This is a genomic window from Pseudanabaena cinerea FACHB-1277 (assembly GCF_014696345.1).
In the GTDB taxonomy this organism is placed as follows: Bacteria; Cyanobacteriota; Cyanobacteriia; order Pseudanabaenales; family Pseudanabaenaceae; genus Pseudanabaena; species Pseudanabaena cinerea.
The window spans coordinates 20,068-35,102 of sequence record NZ_JACJPY010000046.1 but is presented as its reverse complement, the minus strand read 5'-3'; the positions used below and the strand labels follow the sequence as shown (position 1 = coordinate 35,102).

The 15,035-nt window shown below is 45.7% G+C and carries 11 protein-coding genes; 6 read left to right on the top strand and 5 right to left on the bottom strand.

The genetic code is table 11. The annotated features are described in order from the left end of the window. From H6F44_RS14095 to H6F44_RS14080, 4 genes are all read left to right on the top strand, one after another. Positions 1-764 (top strand): transposase (locus H6F44_RS14095; RefSeq protein WP_190351661.1); only part of this gene is annotated, 764 nt, incomplete at its 5' end. A gap of 104 nt (positions 765-868) precedes the next feature. Then, complete coding sequence (locus tag H6F44_RS14090; RefSeq protein ID WP_190351660.1) at positions 869-4,837, top strand: CBS domain-containing protein; 3,969 nt, start codon at positions 869-871, stop codon at positions 4,835-4,837. Between the two features lie 210 nt (positions 4,838-5,047). Continuing rightward, the gene (locus H6F44_RS14085) at positions 5,048-5,599 is read left to right on the top strand and encodes a L,D-transpeptidase (RefSeq protein ID WP_242016576.1); all 552 of its coding nucleotides are present in this window, start codon (positions 5,048-5,050) and stop codon (positions 5,597-5,599) included. A 138-nt stretch (positions 5,600-5,737) separates the two neighbouring features. Then, on the top strand, positions 5,738-5,929 hold the full coding sequence (locus tag H6F44_RS14080) for a photosystem I reaction center subunit IV (RefSeq protein WP_190351659.1): 192 nt from the start codon (positions 5,738-5,740) through the stop codon (positions 5,927-5,929). Positions 5,930-6,153: 224 nt separating this feature from the next. Here the strand turns inward: H6F44_RS14080 and eno are convergent, their stop codons facing one another. Together eno and H6F44_RS14070 are read right to left on the bottom strand one after the other, a co-directional pair. Continuing rightward, positions 6,154-7,437 carry a phosphopyruvate hydratase gene (eno, locus tag H6F44_RS14075; protein ID WP_190351658.1) on the bottom strand — a complete coding sequence of 428 codons (1,284 nt, stop codon included), beginning with the start codon at positions 7,435-7,437 and terminating at the stop codon, positions 6,154-6,156. Positions 7,438-7,706: 269 nt separating this feature from the next. Further along, positions 7,707-8,075: a Crp/Fnr family transcriptional regulator gene (locus H6F44_RS14070; RefSeq protein ID WP_190351657.1), complete on the bottom strand. Its 369-nt coding sequence runs from the start codon at positions 8,073-8,075 to the stop codon at positions 7,707-7,709. A 116-nt stretch (positions 8,076-8,191) separates the two neighbouring features. Between H6F44_RS14070 and H6F44_RS14065 the strand changes: the two genes are divergently transcribed. Beyond that, positions 8,192-9,646, top strand: a complete 1,455-nt coding sequence (locus H6F44_RS14065) for a DUF1565 domain-containing protein (protein WP_190351656.1) — start codon at positions 8,192-8,194, stop codon at positions 9,644-9,646. 126 nt (positions 9,647-9,772) lie between these two features. Here the strand turns inward: H6F44_RS14065 and H6F44_RS14060 are convergent, their stop codons facing one another. The 3 genes from H6F44_RS14060 to H6F44_RS14050 form a co-directional block, all read right to left on the bottom strand. Further along, positions 9,773-10,873 carry a DnaJ domain-containing protein gene (locus H6F44_RS14060; protein ID WP_190351655.1) on the bottom strand — a complete coding sequence of 367 codons (1,101 nt, stop codon included), beginning with the start codon at positions 10,871-10,873 and terminating at the stop codon, positions 9,773-9,775. A gap of 141 nt (positions 10,874-11,014) precedes the next feature. Then, entirely contained in the window at positions 11,015-11,986 is a 972-nt protein-coding gene (locus tag H6F44_RS14055) for a M56 family metallopeptidase (protein ID WP_199302133.1), read from the bottom strand. 13 nt (positions 11,987-11,999) lie between these two features. After that, the gene (locus H6F44_RS14050; RefSeq protein WP_190351654.1) at positions 12,000-12,419 is read right to left on the bottom strand and encodes a BlaI/MecI/CopY family transcriptional regulator; all 420 of its coding nucleotides are present in this window, start codon (positions 12,417-12,419) and stop codon (positions 12,000-12,002) included. A gap of 380 nt (positions 12,420-12,799) precedes the next feature. Between H6F44_RS14050 and H6F44_RS14045 the strand changes: the two genes are divergently transcribed. Then, the gene (locus tag H6F44_RS14045; protein WP_190351653.1) at positions 12,800-15,034 is read left to right on the top strand and encodes a serine/threonine-protein kinase; all 2,235 of its coding nucleotides are present in this window, start codon (positions 12,800-12,802) and stop codon (positions 15,032-15,034) included. Position 15,035: the final 1 nt, after the last annotated feature.

Genomic DNA, 15,035 nt, shown 5'->3' with positions numbered 1-15,035 from the left:
ATCTGGAGCAATTAGCCGCCACTAAGCCCTATTTCCCCAAATCAGTCAAACACGTCGTCAGTGATGGATTTTATAGCAAAATTAAGTGGGTCGATGGTGTCACTAATTTGGACTTAGAGGTGATTGGCAAGTTACGTTGTGATGCGGATCTGCAATATGTCTATACAGGAGAGCAGAAACCGCGTGGGCGAAAACGCAAGTACGATGGCAAGGTGGATTTGACTGATGTCAGTCGGATGACCTTAGTCTCGCAAATCGAACCACAGCTTTACCTTTACACGATTGAGGTTTGGGTGGTCAGCATGAAACGTAAAGTCCGCCTTGCTTACATTCGAGACTGCCGTAATCCTGAGCGTGTTGGGCTGGCTCTGTTGTTTTCTACCGATATCAATCTTGATGCATTAGAAATTCTGTCTTTCTATAAATCTCGCTTTCAGATTGAATTCATCTTTCGTGATGCTAAACAGTTTACGGGTTTATCCGATTGCCAAGCTCGTGATTTGACTAAGCTTGACTTTCATTTCAATGCTTCTTTGATGGCTCTAAATCTGGCTAAGTTCGATGCTTGGCAATCTCATCTTGCCGCTCATCCTCACAAAACTTTTGTCTTTTCGATGGCGAGTTACAAACGCTTGGCTTTCAATCGCCATCTCCTCGACCGCTTTATTTCCCTGTTAGATTTAGACCTTACTTCGATTAAATTACACCCTAATTTCCACAAGCTTTGCTCTTACGGTTCTATTTCTCACCAATTTTGTCCGTAGTATTGTAAAGAGCAAACAACAGTAAGTATTACATTGCCGATTTTTGCTATGCCAACTGCCAAGGTCTAAATCTAGGCTAAATTCATTGATTTTTCCCTAAATTTATGTTCACGCACTTTCACGCAATTACTAAATCAGAGCTAGATGCGGCAATCATTCGCAATCCGATTGTGGTGTCTCCAGTCACTACAGTCATGGCGGCGATATGCAAGATGAGTGAGTTGCGATCGCAATGTGCCACCATGCAAGATCAACCCCACAAACAAGCGCAACTGCATATAGATGTGCGCTCAAGCTGTGTGTTAGTTGTGGAACAGGAGCGAATTTTGGGGATTATGACCGAGCGGGATGTGGTGCGTCTTAGTGCTGAGCAGCGATCGCTGGATGTGTTGACAGTCCAAGAAGTGATGACGCATCCAGTTGTGACCATGCGGGAGTCAGCTTTTACCGACTTATTCATGACAGTAAATTTAATTCAACAACAACATATTCGCCATCTGCCCATCGTTGATGATCAAGATCGCTTGGTGGGCATTGTCACCCATGAAAGTTTGCGCCAAACCTCCCGCCCGATCGACCTCTTGCGTTTGCGACTGGTTTCTGAGGTGATGACCTCTGATGTGGTTTGCGCTCAAGCAGAACAACCAATGCTGGCGATCACCAAACTCATGGCAACCCATTGCGTCAGTTCGGTAATTATTACCACTCAGAACGATCATGCTCAGACGCAACCAACCTCACAAGTGCCGATCGGAATTGTCACCGAGCGGGATATCGTCCAGTTTCAGGCATTGGGCTTAAACCTCGATCGCAGCACCGCCAGTGAGATGATGAGCAGCCCCATCTTTACGGTAAAGCCAACGGATTCGCTATTAGTGGTTTATCAGTTGATGGAGCAGCACTTTATTAGTCGCTTAGCTGTTACCGATCCCGACAACCAACTTTTAGGCATAATTACACAAAGCAGTTTGCTCCAAGCCCTTAACCCCGTTGAAATTTATAATCTAGCCGCAGAGCTAGAACAGAGAGTATTACGTCTAGAGGAGGAAAAAATTGCCCTCCTTGAACATCGCAATATAGAGCTAGAGCAGCAACAGATCTTAACTTACCGACAACTCCAGGAAGAGCTGCAAGAACGCCAAAAAACAGAACTGGCACTCCTTGAGCTTAATCAATCCTTAGAAGCGAAGATTGCCAAACGCACGCAGGAGTTGCGGACTAGCAATGCCAAAGTTCGCGCCATGATCGATGCTTTACCTGATTTGTTGTTGCGGGTAAATCGTCAGGGCGAATGTTTAGAATATATCAACACGGGCGAATATCGAGATAAGTTTCACCAAATTCATGAAAATATTTCGGAAATATTACCGCCAGATTTGTACCAACGACAGCTTGAAGCCATCGATCAAGCCCTAATCACAGGGAATTTGCAGGTCTATGAACATCAGTTGTATGACAAGCACGATCGCCTAGTTTTTGAAGAGGTGCGGATTGTGCCGATCGGCAGTGATGAGGCTATGATTATCCTCCGTGATCAAACTGATTCTAAGCGGACAGAATTAGCCTTAAAAGCTAGTGAAGCGAGATTTCGGGGCATATTTGATGCCAATGTGGTGGGGATGCTATTTGTCAACTTAAATGGGGAAATTACTGACGCAAATGATTGTTTCTTAAATCTCGTGGGTTATAGCCGCGATGAACTCCAGCTTGGTCAACTGGACTGGGCAAGGATGACTGCCCCCGAATATTTGTCTATGGATATGCACGCGATCGCCCATGTCAAATTGAATGGAGTGATTGAACCTTGGGAAAAGGTGTACTTTCACAAAGATGGCTACCCTGTGTCAGTATTGAGCAGTCTCGCCATGGTGTCAGAGACAGAATGCGTTTGTGTGGTGGTTGACATTAGCGATCTCAAACGCACCGAAAAAGAACTTCAGCAAAAACTAGCAACGATTGAGACTGCCATTGATGGCATTGCCATCAAGAAAGCGGATCAATATATTTACCTAAACCGCTCCCATGCCAAGATGTTTGGCTATGCCGAAGTGGATGAATTGTTGAGCAAGAGTTGGCATATTTCATATTCGCCAGCGCAGCTAGAGCGATTTGAATATGAGATTTTCCCAGCGCTGCAAAGAGACCGATCTTGGGCTGGGGAAATGATCGCGATCCGTAAAGATGGCTCCACCTTTGACGAAGAGCTATCTCTGTCCCTGACGGATGATGGGCTATTGATCTGTGTTTGCCGCGATATTAGCGATCGCAAGCATTCTGAACAAATCATCGCGCAACAGGCACAGCAAGAAATATTATTACGGGAAATTACTCAACGCATTCGCACTTCGCTCAACCTGCAAACCATTTTTGATACTGCTTGCCAAGAGATTCGCCACCTGCTCAATGCCGATCGCGTTGGTATTTTTAGATTTAATATCGACTCTGGCTGTGATGATGGCGAGTTTGTTGCTGAGGCAGCTATTGCGGGTTTGCGATCGGTATTGGCCCAGCCCGTCCATGACCATTGCTTTGGCGAAGACTATTCACCCTTATATCTAGAGGGGCGATTTTCAGCAATGGATGATATTTACAACCATGGGTTAAAGCCTTGCCATCTTGAGGTTTTGACACAATTTCAGATCCGCGCTAACCTGATCATTCCTTTGTTTTATGGTGAAAAACTATGGGGACTGTTATGTGTCCATCAATGCGATCGCCCAAGGACTTGGCAAAGATTTGAGATTAACCTCACCCAGCAAATTGCCATCCAACTAGCGATCGCCATTCAACAGGCAAGTCTCTATGAGCAGCTACAACAGGAATTAGGCGATCGAAAAAAAGCACAACAACAACTCACCGAACGCAACGAGCAGCTCGCCATCTCCAACGAAGAACTGGCGCGGGCCACCCGCCTCAAAGATGAATTTTTGGCAAATATGAGCCATGAATTGCGTACCCCTCTCAATGCCATCCTCGGCATGACCGAAGGGCTGCAAGAGGGCATTTTTGGTCATGTGACCGAACCTCAAATCAAGGCATTGCAAACAGTCGAGCGCAGTGGCTCCCATTTACTAGATCTCATCAATGACATTCTAGATGTAGCCAAAATCGAATCGGGACAACTCGAACTGGAATATAGTAATGTGGAGATCGAGCCACTCTGCCAATCTAGTCTCGCTTTTATCAAGCAGCAAGCCCTCAAAAGGCGGATTCAACTGCACACCCAATTCCCAAATAACCTTCCTGAATTAAGTATTGATGAACGGCGCATTCGTCAAGCACTGATCAACCTACTAAGTAACGCCGTAAAATTTACTCCAGAAGAAGGCACAATTAGCCTAGAAGTAACCTTACTGCCCGTTGACATAGCTGATAATCTTGATAAAACCGACATTCAAGGTTATGTGCGAATCGCCATCAAGGATACAGGTATTGGCATCTCCCACGAAAACATCAGCAAACTATTTCAACCATTCTTCCAAATTGATAGCGCCCTCAACCGCCAATATCAAGGCACGGGCTTAGGGCTGCCCCTCGTCAAGCGGATTGTCGAAATGCATGGTGGTCGGGTTAACGTAGCTAGCGAATTAGGGGTCGGCAGTTGCTTTATGATTGATATCCCTCACTTCACCCCTACTTCTGCTGCATTAACGCCCCATCAAAACATTACCGCCACTGTCAATAGTCAGGCTGACCCGCAAAATTCTCGCACCTTCATAATTTTGTTAGTGGAAGATAGCGAAGCCAATATCATAACCCTCTCCAGTTATCTGATCGCCAAGGGTTACGAAATCATCCTTGCCCACAATGGACAAGAAGCCCTCAATATCTTGAGATCGTTACAGCCTGATTTAATTTTGATGGACATCCAAATGCCGATCATGGATGGATTAGAAGCGACTCAAAAAATCCGCCAACTTCCCGCCTTTGCCAGTACGCCGATCATTGCGCTTACGGCTCTAGCGATGCCAAACGATGTTGATCTATGCCTTGCCGCAGGTGCAACTGGCTATCTCAGCAAACCCGTCAAGTTACGGGAACTAGCTAGAACAATTCAAAAGTTGTTGATTTAAGCATCCTAGCGCTCTTTTTCTCGCTCATGACGGCGGCGGAAGTCAAAATCAATATTCATCGGCTATATGTTGCGTCGGTTGCCCTTGCAAAAATCTCCGCAGTATCAGCACGATCAGACTACAGTTGTAAAGATATTTACCCACACAAGCGAAATTTTTTACTATCTTTTGTACTACATTAATGCCTCAATAAGCTGAAATGATCAAGTAATGGATAAGCATCGACAAGGAATAGCTACTAATTGCTTAGCGGCTGTGTTTTTATTTAATTCATTTGGTTTTAATTTATTTGGTGTCAGCCTTGCAGCTATCAGTAGCATGGCTAATTTATTAAATTTGGATGCAGCGATCGCACAGACATCATCGCGGCGATCACCCACCAATCGCGATATCGAAAGATTGCGGCGATCGGGACAGCGCTGGATTGAGGTAAGGCTGCGTAGCCAGAGATTATTGGCGTGGCAGGGCAGTAAGTTGGTCTATGCCGTAATTGTGTCCACAGGCAAAAGCAACAACCCCACACCCACGGGCATTTTCAAGATTCAAACTAAATATCCAGTCGCCAGAATGCGCGGCGATGACTACAACATCCCCGACGTTCCCCATGTGATGTACTACAGTGGCAACTATGCGATACATGGGGCATATTGGCATCGCAGTTTTGGCATCCCAGTGAGTCGCGGTTGTACTAATGTTGCCCCCGACCATGCAGCATGGCTCTATCAATGGGCTGAGGTTGGGACAACTGTGGTTGTCCGTTAACCACAAAGCGGTATGGGTGCTAAATAAAACTTAACGCATTAGAAATAGACAGAGGCGATCGCCTCACAGTAACCTAGAGGGGATATCTGTAATCATTTTATTTTTTACATTACAGCCTTTAGGCATAAGGATAAAACTATGGCAGTTGCACGTGGTTCTAAGGTTCGCATTTTGCGTAAAGAGTCTTACTGGTATCGTGAAGTCGGTACTGTAGCTTCCGTTGACAAGAGCGGCATCATCTATCCAGTGATTGTTCGTTTCGAGAGCGTCAACTACTCCAACATCGCAACCAATAACTTTGCGATCGATGAAGTCGAAGAAGTTGCCTAGACTCATTGACTTGAGGTGTTGCAAATAGTCATGCGCTATTTGTAAAACCTTAAGTCAGGCTAAATCAAAAAAGGTTCATCTGCAATGCAGACGAACCTTTTTTAATGAACTAATACCAACTCACAAAAATGTGCATACACTTTTGTGAGTTGAAGACCAAATCCAGTAGGAGTTTTCAAATAAGGAAATGGCTACGCCATTTCTTTGTTTGTATAGTACGACTATTAGCGGGAAGGCCCTAAGCCCACTGCCCCAGCATAAACCGCTTGACTGCCCAATTCCGCTTCAATTCTCAGCAAACGGTTGTACTTGGCAACGCGCTCACTGCGGCAGAGCGAACCAGTTTTGATTTGACCTGCACGGGTTGCCACGGCTAAGTCGGCGATGGTGGTGTCTTCGGTTTCGCCAGAACGATGGCTAATCACGGAGCGATAGCCATTTTTATCGGCAGTGGCGATCGCTTCGAGGGTTTCCGTCAAACTACCAATTTGATTGAGTTTAATCAAAATCGCGCTGGCACAACCTTCACGGATACCGCGCTCTAGACGGGTTTTATTGGTGACAAATAAATCATCACCCACTAGCTGGGTGCTGGTCAGTTGGTTGGTCATGGCTTGCCAACTTGCCCATTCATCTTCCTGCAAACCATCTTCGATGGAGACGATGGGATATTGGGCAATCAGTTTCTCGTAATAGTCAACAAATTCTTGAGGGGTCAAGGATTTGCCATCAATATTGTAATTGCCGTCTTTAAATAGCTCATTTGATGCCACATCCAAGGCTAGGGCAACTTGCTCCCCTGGCTTGTATCCTGCTTTGGTGATTGCATCAATTAGTAACTCTAGAGCAGCTTGGTTAGACTCCAGGTTGGGCGCAAAACCGCCTTCATCGCCAACTGCGGTTGACAGTCCTTTATCATGGAGGACGGAGCTAAGGGCGGCAAATACTTCGGCTCCGTAGCGTAGTGCCTCTTTGAAGGTAGGTGCGCCCACAGGCACGATCATAAATTCTTGGATATCCACATTATTGTCAGCATGAGCGCCGCCATTGAGGACATTCATCAATGGAACTGGCAATACATTGGATAGCGGTGTTCCCAAATAACGGTATAAAGGTTGCCCGATCGCGGCTGAGGCAGCTTTGGCGGTGGCAAGGGAAACTGCCAACATTGCGTTTGCACCAAGCTCAGACTTATTGGGGGAGCCGTCACGCTTGATCATCAGGCGATCGACGAGTTCTTGATTAAGTGCATCCACGCCCCGTAGTTCTGGCAGTATTTTTTCGCTAATATTACGGACTGCGATTAAAACCCCTTTACCGCCATAACGACCTTTGTCGCCATCCCGCAATTCGTGCGCCTCAAAGCTGCCTGTCGATGCGCCACTGGGAACTTGGGCGAGTCCGCTTGCACCATTGGCAAGTGTCACTTCTGCCTCAACGGTGGGTTTGCCCCGCGAGTCGAGAATTTCCCTTGCGGCGATCGCGATGATTTCTGTTCCTTTAGTCACTTGAGCTATTCCTTTAATGATCTTTTGTGATTAAGCTAAGCTATTCGCCCTAATCTTACAATTTTGCAATGCTCTATGACTCAATTGTTAGGCTTTCATTAAAAAACTTTTTCTCAAAAGAGAAATGGCGAAGCTATTGTTTTTCTGAGATAGTCATAGGAAATTCTAACCATTTTTCAGATTGAAAACAGGCATTAATAACCCCAAATTAACGATGTAGCACGAATCGCCACAGCGCTAATTTTTAAGGCTCGATTATTAAGGCTCAATTACTTGTTGGCTAGAACCAGTGCGTTAAGTTTTCTAATTCTTTCAACCATAATTTTCATGACATTGATGGCAAAATTGGGGGTCTGTTGCACCAAAAACATGAAGCGGTGTTCATCGATCGCCACCAACTTGCAATCAGTTTTGGCGATCGCCGTTGATTTTCTGGGTGTGGACTCGATCATCGCCATCTCACCAATAATGCCGCCAACTGTAGTTGAGTCTAAAAACTTACCATCAACGAAGATATCCACCTCGCCTTCAACGATCGCATACATATGATCAGCGACACCACCCTTGTCAAAAATTACCTGTCCTGCGGGAACGGTGGTAAATTCCTGGGCGTTCTTAAACAGATCAATCGTAGTCAAAATTTAACTCCAAGCGAAACAAATACAACTTGCGCTAGTCTATTAAATCATGTTTGCTGATTCTCCTCAGTATGCTCACACACACTGTATTACACATTGTATTACTGATAAAACCTATGATTAAGTTTCCCTGTTTGCTTAAAAACCTTGCTGGCATTGTTTTCGCCCTGTCTGTTGTTGCGCCAGTCTTTGAGGCATCAGCATCAACGAAAGTAATTTATATCTCCCCCCAAGGTGTTGATAATATTGATTCTGGCTCGGTCAATCAACCTTTTCGGACAATTAGCGCCGCGATCGCCAACCATCCGCAGGAAGGAACTATCTTTCAATTAGCAGATGGAAGTTATAGCCGCACAACAGGGGAAAATTTCCCGATCCTTCTGCCCAAAGGAACGATTTTGAGGGGTAATCCATCGACAAATGGCAATAACGTAATTATTAATGGTGGTGGACGCTTCGTGAGTCCGACCTTTGCCAGTCAAAATATTGCGATCGTGGCTGCCCACAATTCCCGCATCGAAGGCATCACCCTGACCAACAACAATCCCCGTGGTTACGGACTATGGCTAGAATCTAGCCGCAATGTGGCGATCGCCAATAACAACTTTACGCGCAACACCCACGATGGCATCTTTCTGACAGGTAATGCGAATGCTTATATTGGCAATAATGTATTTGCAGGCAATACAGGCAGTGGCATTTCTGCGCTCGGCACAAGCACAGGCGAAATTCGCGATAATCGCTTTGAGAACACGGGCTTTGGTCTATCCATTGGACAGCAATCGCAAGTTGTACTGGTGAATAACAATGTATTACGGAACATTGATGGCATCGTCATCTCCAATACTGCTCAACCAATATTGCGCGGCAATGTGATTGCTGACAATCAGCGCAATGGACTAGTGGTCTTAACAGGGACAAATGGCTCACCGCGCCCCGATCTTGGCACGATCAGCTCTGTTGGCAATAACACCTTTAGAAATAATCGCGAATTTGATATTAATAATGCGACAACCATTCCCATTGCCGCAGTGGGAAATCAGGTGACAGCATCGCGGGTCAAAGGCGCTCTCGACTACCGAGCCGCCACAACTACTTCCAATTCTATCATCAGCAACAGACCCGCTACACCTGCTGCACCCTTGGCAACAGTTCCTGCCCCGAACAATGTTGCGGCTAATCCCCCTGCGACATTATTCATTCCCGCGCCGCCTGCCAATAACAAGCCATTGCCTAGTTCTGTAGTTTCGCCCAATGGGAACTCCACTGCGATTGTAATAGAACGAGAATATGCTAAACCAAATACTTCTAGACCAGCAGTCGCTGCTTTGCCTCCTACTGCCCTTGACCCCAGTACAGGCAAAGCATTTCAATATCGGGTGGTGGTTGCTAATCCTTCCAATTCTATTACGCAGAGAGTTAGGACAATTGTTCCTGATGCTTTTCGATTGTTGCGGAGTGGGCGCTATGTGTTGCAGGTGGGAGCCTATAGCGATCGCCCTACCGCCGATAGTTTAGTGAGTAAGTTAGCCCAATCGGGTCTAAGAGCCGAAATTATTCCCTTCCGTTAAACTAAACAGCGCTTCGCAAATATAGCGCTTCGTACTTACCAAAAACCCAGAAATATTTTTGAGCGGCGCTTTGCACCACTTCTAAAGTTTTCTCTGGGTTTTTAAGTTAGCGCAAAGCACTGTATACTACTTACTCTCATTATTAGTCCAGCCCAGTAAATTAGACAGCCAGTTGCGCTTTTGGGGCGCTGAAATGATGGGTTGTGGCTCAGGGGATTTTTCAGAAGTGGCAGGTCTTTGTAGATCTTGAATATGTTTGAGGGCTAAGGGCTGATGGGGATTAATTTGCAGCGATCGCATCAAACTGATTTTTGCCATTTGGGGCTGATTAATATTTTTATACACCACTCCTAACATGGCGTGCGCCTGACTGTTATTTGGCTCGATCTGCAAAACTTCCCTTAATTCTTTCAAAGCAACTTTCCAATTGCCCTGACTCATACAGACCTCAATAATGCTTAGGCGATCAGCGATTGACCGATTTGCTTTATTAGCGGTTTGAATGACCGTGCTATCACTCTGGTTGGTCATTCGGGGTGGTATTGGCGCAGATGGGGGGTGGCTTCTAGGTTGATTTGGTAAAGGTTGATTTGGTAAAGGTTGCGAAACTCCAGAACTTAATGGAGGATATACACGCCCTGAATCTGTCCCTAAGAAGCTCCCAACAGGGCTAAAGGCAGTTGGCTGCGGCGACAGTACAGGCGGCATATACAAATCATCATAGCGATATCCTTCTTTATAGAGAATATAAACAAGATTCAGTTCGCTAATTTGGGCAGTATATTCGAGAACTAGATCAAGGGATTGAAATTGAACTTTGGCGATCGCTGACACAGCGCGTTCATAAAAGCCATCACTAGGAGACTGCATCAACTCACAGGCAATACTTGAATAGATGGGAATGTTGCGAGACTTCTGCATGAGTCGTTTGGCTAACAACTGAAAAATCCCTTGATAAGCTTTGCGCTCCTCATCTTTCATGAGAATGTTGTAAGCAGGATTGACTAACTTTGCTAAATATTCTGTCGCAATTGCTTTCTGTTCAAGGGTAAAACCATAGATATCGGGGTGCAAAATTCGCGCAATGCTGACATAGACATGGCGAATATAAATCGGACTACTAATAATCGGCAAGCCCAAAGCAGCATAATAGTCATTGTTAAACTGACTAATGCCACGGTTGATACGGATAAATTGAGACCTGGCGGCTCTGGGCGATTGATCCATAGAAGTTTACGTTATTTACAGCATTATTGAGGCTTTGAGTAATATAGAGATATTTCGGGGCAACGCTAAGCACTGCGGCTTAAAAACATCTTTGGGTTTTAAATCAGCGTAAAGCGCTGTAAACCATGGCAGACTTGGTGTTTAGGAATGCAAAGGCATCGCGATTAGAGGCATCAATGCAAAACCGAGCCATAGGAACGATCGCCAAGAGAACTTGGGTAATGACTCAGATGTTGTCAACAGGAAATTAATTCTTTCCTCTAGCCGACTAGCACAATTATTCTGATTTTCGCCAAAGGCTGCTGTAAATGTAAACTCAGGTGTAAATGCAGGTGCAATCCTATGTTGCACCATCACCACCAAAGACTCGGCTAATAAAAGATTATCGGTATATTGGGCTGCCCAAAGATCGGCACGTAATTCTCTTAATAGCAGGAGTTCTTCCCAGAGGGCTTGGGTATTAGGCAGCCAAGGCATAATCTGGCGGCAACAACCTAGCCAAAAGAACCAAAATGTATCGTGGTAATGGGCATGGGCGCGTTCATGACATAGCACCGCTTCGAGATGTGAGGCATCAAGGGTATTGAGCAGACCTGTGCTTACAAAAAGTCGCGATCGCCAAAAACCAATTTGGGCAGCAAAGGGTAAATTAATATCAATGAGTTTGGCATCGGCGCTAATGCTTGGGGCGATGTCATGGTCACTATGGGCGATCGCCAAGTTTTCTAGGCGCTTGAGCGATTGCCATCCTGTGAGGATCAGTTGCAATATCCGCCCCCCACAATAGAGCAAAAATATACCCGCGATCGCATAGCTCACCTTGCCCACTGGCACTCCCATCATCTGCCCTGCGGAACCCATGCTCAAAATGGCGATCGCATTAACAAATACTAAAAGAGGCGACAGCACAAACCTTACTAGTGCCTTTTGCCAACGTTCTTGTAAGTTGAGCTGACAATCATGGGGCGATCGCCAGCCGTAGCGTAGCAACCATGCCAAAATCAGCGATCCACCAATCATCACTGAATGCACAGAAATAAATGACGGTAAAAATTGGGATGGCAGAAACGGGGGCGACAAGTGTAGGAAACTGGGAGAAATGAAGAGGTACATGGCTCTAACCTGACTATGACTGCTCTCTGGACTGGCGCAAACTCTGCAAACGCTGGGCGATCGCCTCTAATTTATCAAGGCTATCGTGGTCAAGATCATTGGCAAATGCCGCCACGATGTCAGCATCACCCACAGCCAAAAAGCGATTGAGGCGATCGTATGCCTGAAGCGACTGCGCCTCTTGGGAGGTGATCCGCGCTTGCCATAGGAGTGTGCGCCCCTGCTTCTCACACCGCACCCATCCCTTCTGCTCAAGGCGGCGAAGGACGGTCATCACTGAGCCATAGGCAAGCTCACGGTCAGGATCACTGAGAATGCGATCGTGGATATCACTGGCGCTAATCAGCCCCTGTTCCCAGATAATCTGCAACAGTTCTGATTCTAGGGGACCTAAGGACATTTGCTTAGGGCGATATTGAGGTAATCGGTTCATAGTCCCTATCTAGCAGGTTGATTTTCGCAATTTGACTTTCGCAATTTGATTTTCGCAATTTTGATTTGCACGATCTCACATTTATAGCATTATCAATCCAGTGAAGGGCGTTAAAAATATTGAAAATATTGAAAATATTGTTTTACGGCGCTCACATAGCGTTTACAGATTACAGCTAAGTACTTGTGCAGTACTTGTGCGAAGTAAACTAGCCAAGTCCGCGAGGTTGCGGGGTGGGGTTAGAGCGCCAAACGCTGTGTTTCTAAATCTTTTGGACATAATTTGCACATAATTTGGACATAACTTTAAGTTTTGTTGAGACGCAAAGCTCTCCATATGCCAAGATTATAGGGAGTCCAAGGCATCCAGATAAAAAATTTATGAGTCTGACAACAGGGCAAGTAATTGGTGGACACTATGAAGTGATCAGCCTCCTCGGAGGTGGAGGGTTTGGGGAAACTTATCTCGCCCGTGATCTACACTTACCCGATCGCCCTAACCGCGTTATCAAACGTTTGAGTCCGCGTGTCCAAGAAGCTAGTGTCCTCAAAGTTTCGCGCCGCCTGTTTGAAACTGAAGCGCAAGTACTCTATCGACTGGGGACACATCCGCAAATTCCACAACTGTTTGCCCACTTTGAGGAGGCAGCAGAATTTTATTTGGTGCAGGAATATATCAATGGCAGAGATCTCAGCCACGAGCTGTTGCGGGGTAAACCTTGGGAACAGTTTACTGTAGCGATCCTGTTACAAAATATATTAACAATTCTCAGTTTTGTGCATCAAAACCATGTGATCCATCGCGACATCAAACCTGAAAATATTATTCGCCGCCGTGATGGGCAGATTTTCTTAATTGATTTTGGTGTGGTTAAAGAAATCGCCAATTCCACCGCGATCGCCACTGGTGAAGAACTGACTAACCTCACCGTGGGCATCGGCACTCCAGGCTATATGCCTAGCGAACAGGCGCATGGTGAACCGAGATTTGCCAGTGATATCTATGCGATCGGCATGATCGGCATTCAAGCCCTCACAGGCATCATGCCCAGTCACTTGGGCAAAGATGAAAACCTAGAAATTCTCTGGCGACAACACGCCCCGCAAATTTATCCAGAACTTGCTGATATTCTGTCGCGCATGGTCAAATTTGATTTTCGTCAACGCTATGCCAGTGCCGACACTGCCTACGAAGCCATTAAGAATTTTTGCGATCGCTTTCCCATTTCTAATGTTAGTCACAATCTGTCCACCATCCAAATCAGCAGCCATGAAGAGATCGCAAATCAGGCTTCTACCCATCTCAAAGCCGCCAGCCCATCTAACCAGCCCTCATCAAACCGACCTACACCAATAGATCGGCATATGGATCGGAGCAACGGCAATTTAGCTATTCCCGCAACTAACCTAGCAAGCAATCCATCCGCGAATCCATTCACCAATTCAACGGACAACCCGAACACTAGTCCATCCGTAATTTTGCAGCATTTCCGCCCTTGGCATATTGGCTTAGGCATCGTCACCATCGGGGCAATCATTATTACTGCAATGATCTTACTGATGGGCGAATCACCAAAACCTGCTAACGTTGCAAGTGACGCAGAACAACAGGAAAAAGCCTTAACAGATCAAACTAGTTCTGCTCAAAGTTCTCAAAATGATCGCAATCCTCAGAATTCCAATCTAGTTAATGGTAACAGTGATGCTAGTGCCAAATTTATTCTAGTTAAGGAGATCGGTAATAGTGGTGGCACTGTTGCCAGTAATGACAATATCTATGGGGTTAGCCTCAGCCCTGATGGGAAGACTTTAGCGATCGGGACTTCCAATCAAAATATTGAACTGTGGGATTTCCAAACCAATCAAATTTTACAAACCTTTAGAGGACATAAAGGCAGAGTCTATGATGTTTTCTTCAGCCCCGATGGAACTAAATTGGTTAGCGGCAGTGACAACCGCGAAGCAATTATTTGGGATGTTAAGACGGGTAGGATTTTGGCAAATCTCGAAGGTCATCAGGAACGAGTTTATACGACCATTTTTAGCCCTGATGGTAAGATGGTGGCTAGTTCTAGCTCTGACAGTACTATCAGGATTTGGGATGTGGAGACAGGCAAGCAGAGGCAATTGTTATCAGAGAAATCATGGGTCTATGACGTATCCTTTTCGGCTGATAGTAAGCTGCTAGTTAGTGGTAGTAAGGATGGTGCAATTAGAATCTGGGATGTGGCAAGCGGCAAGGTGCTGAAGACGATTGTGGAAAGAGGAAGTGCGGTGCGATCGATTGTCTATAGCTATGACAATAAACTCATCGCTAGTGCAATGGAAGATAATACAGTGCGTTTATGGAATGTGAGTACGGGTCAGCAGGATGTATTGACAGGGCATACTAATGAGGTGCATATAGTTGCTTTTAGCAAAGGCGATCGCTTGTTGGCAAGTGCTGGTGCTGACAAAAGTATTAAGATCTGGTCAGTCAAGGACAAAACCCTCATCCAAACCTTAACAGGACACGATCGCGGCGTTTCGTCTGTGGATTTTAGCGATGATGTTAGTTCTCTAGTCAGTGGTAGTCTGGATGGCAAGGTTAAAGTTTGGCAGCGTTCTCGAAAATAAG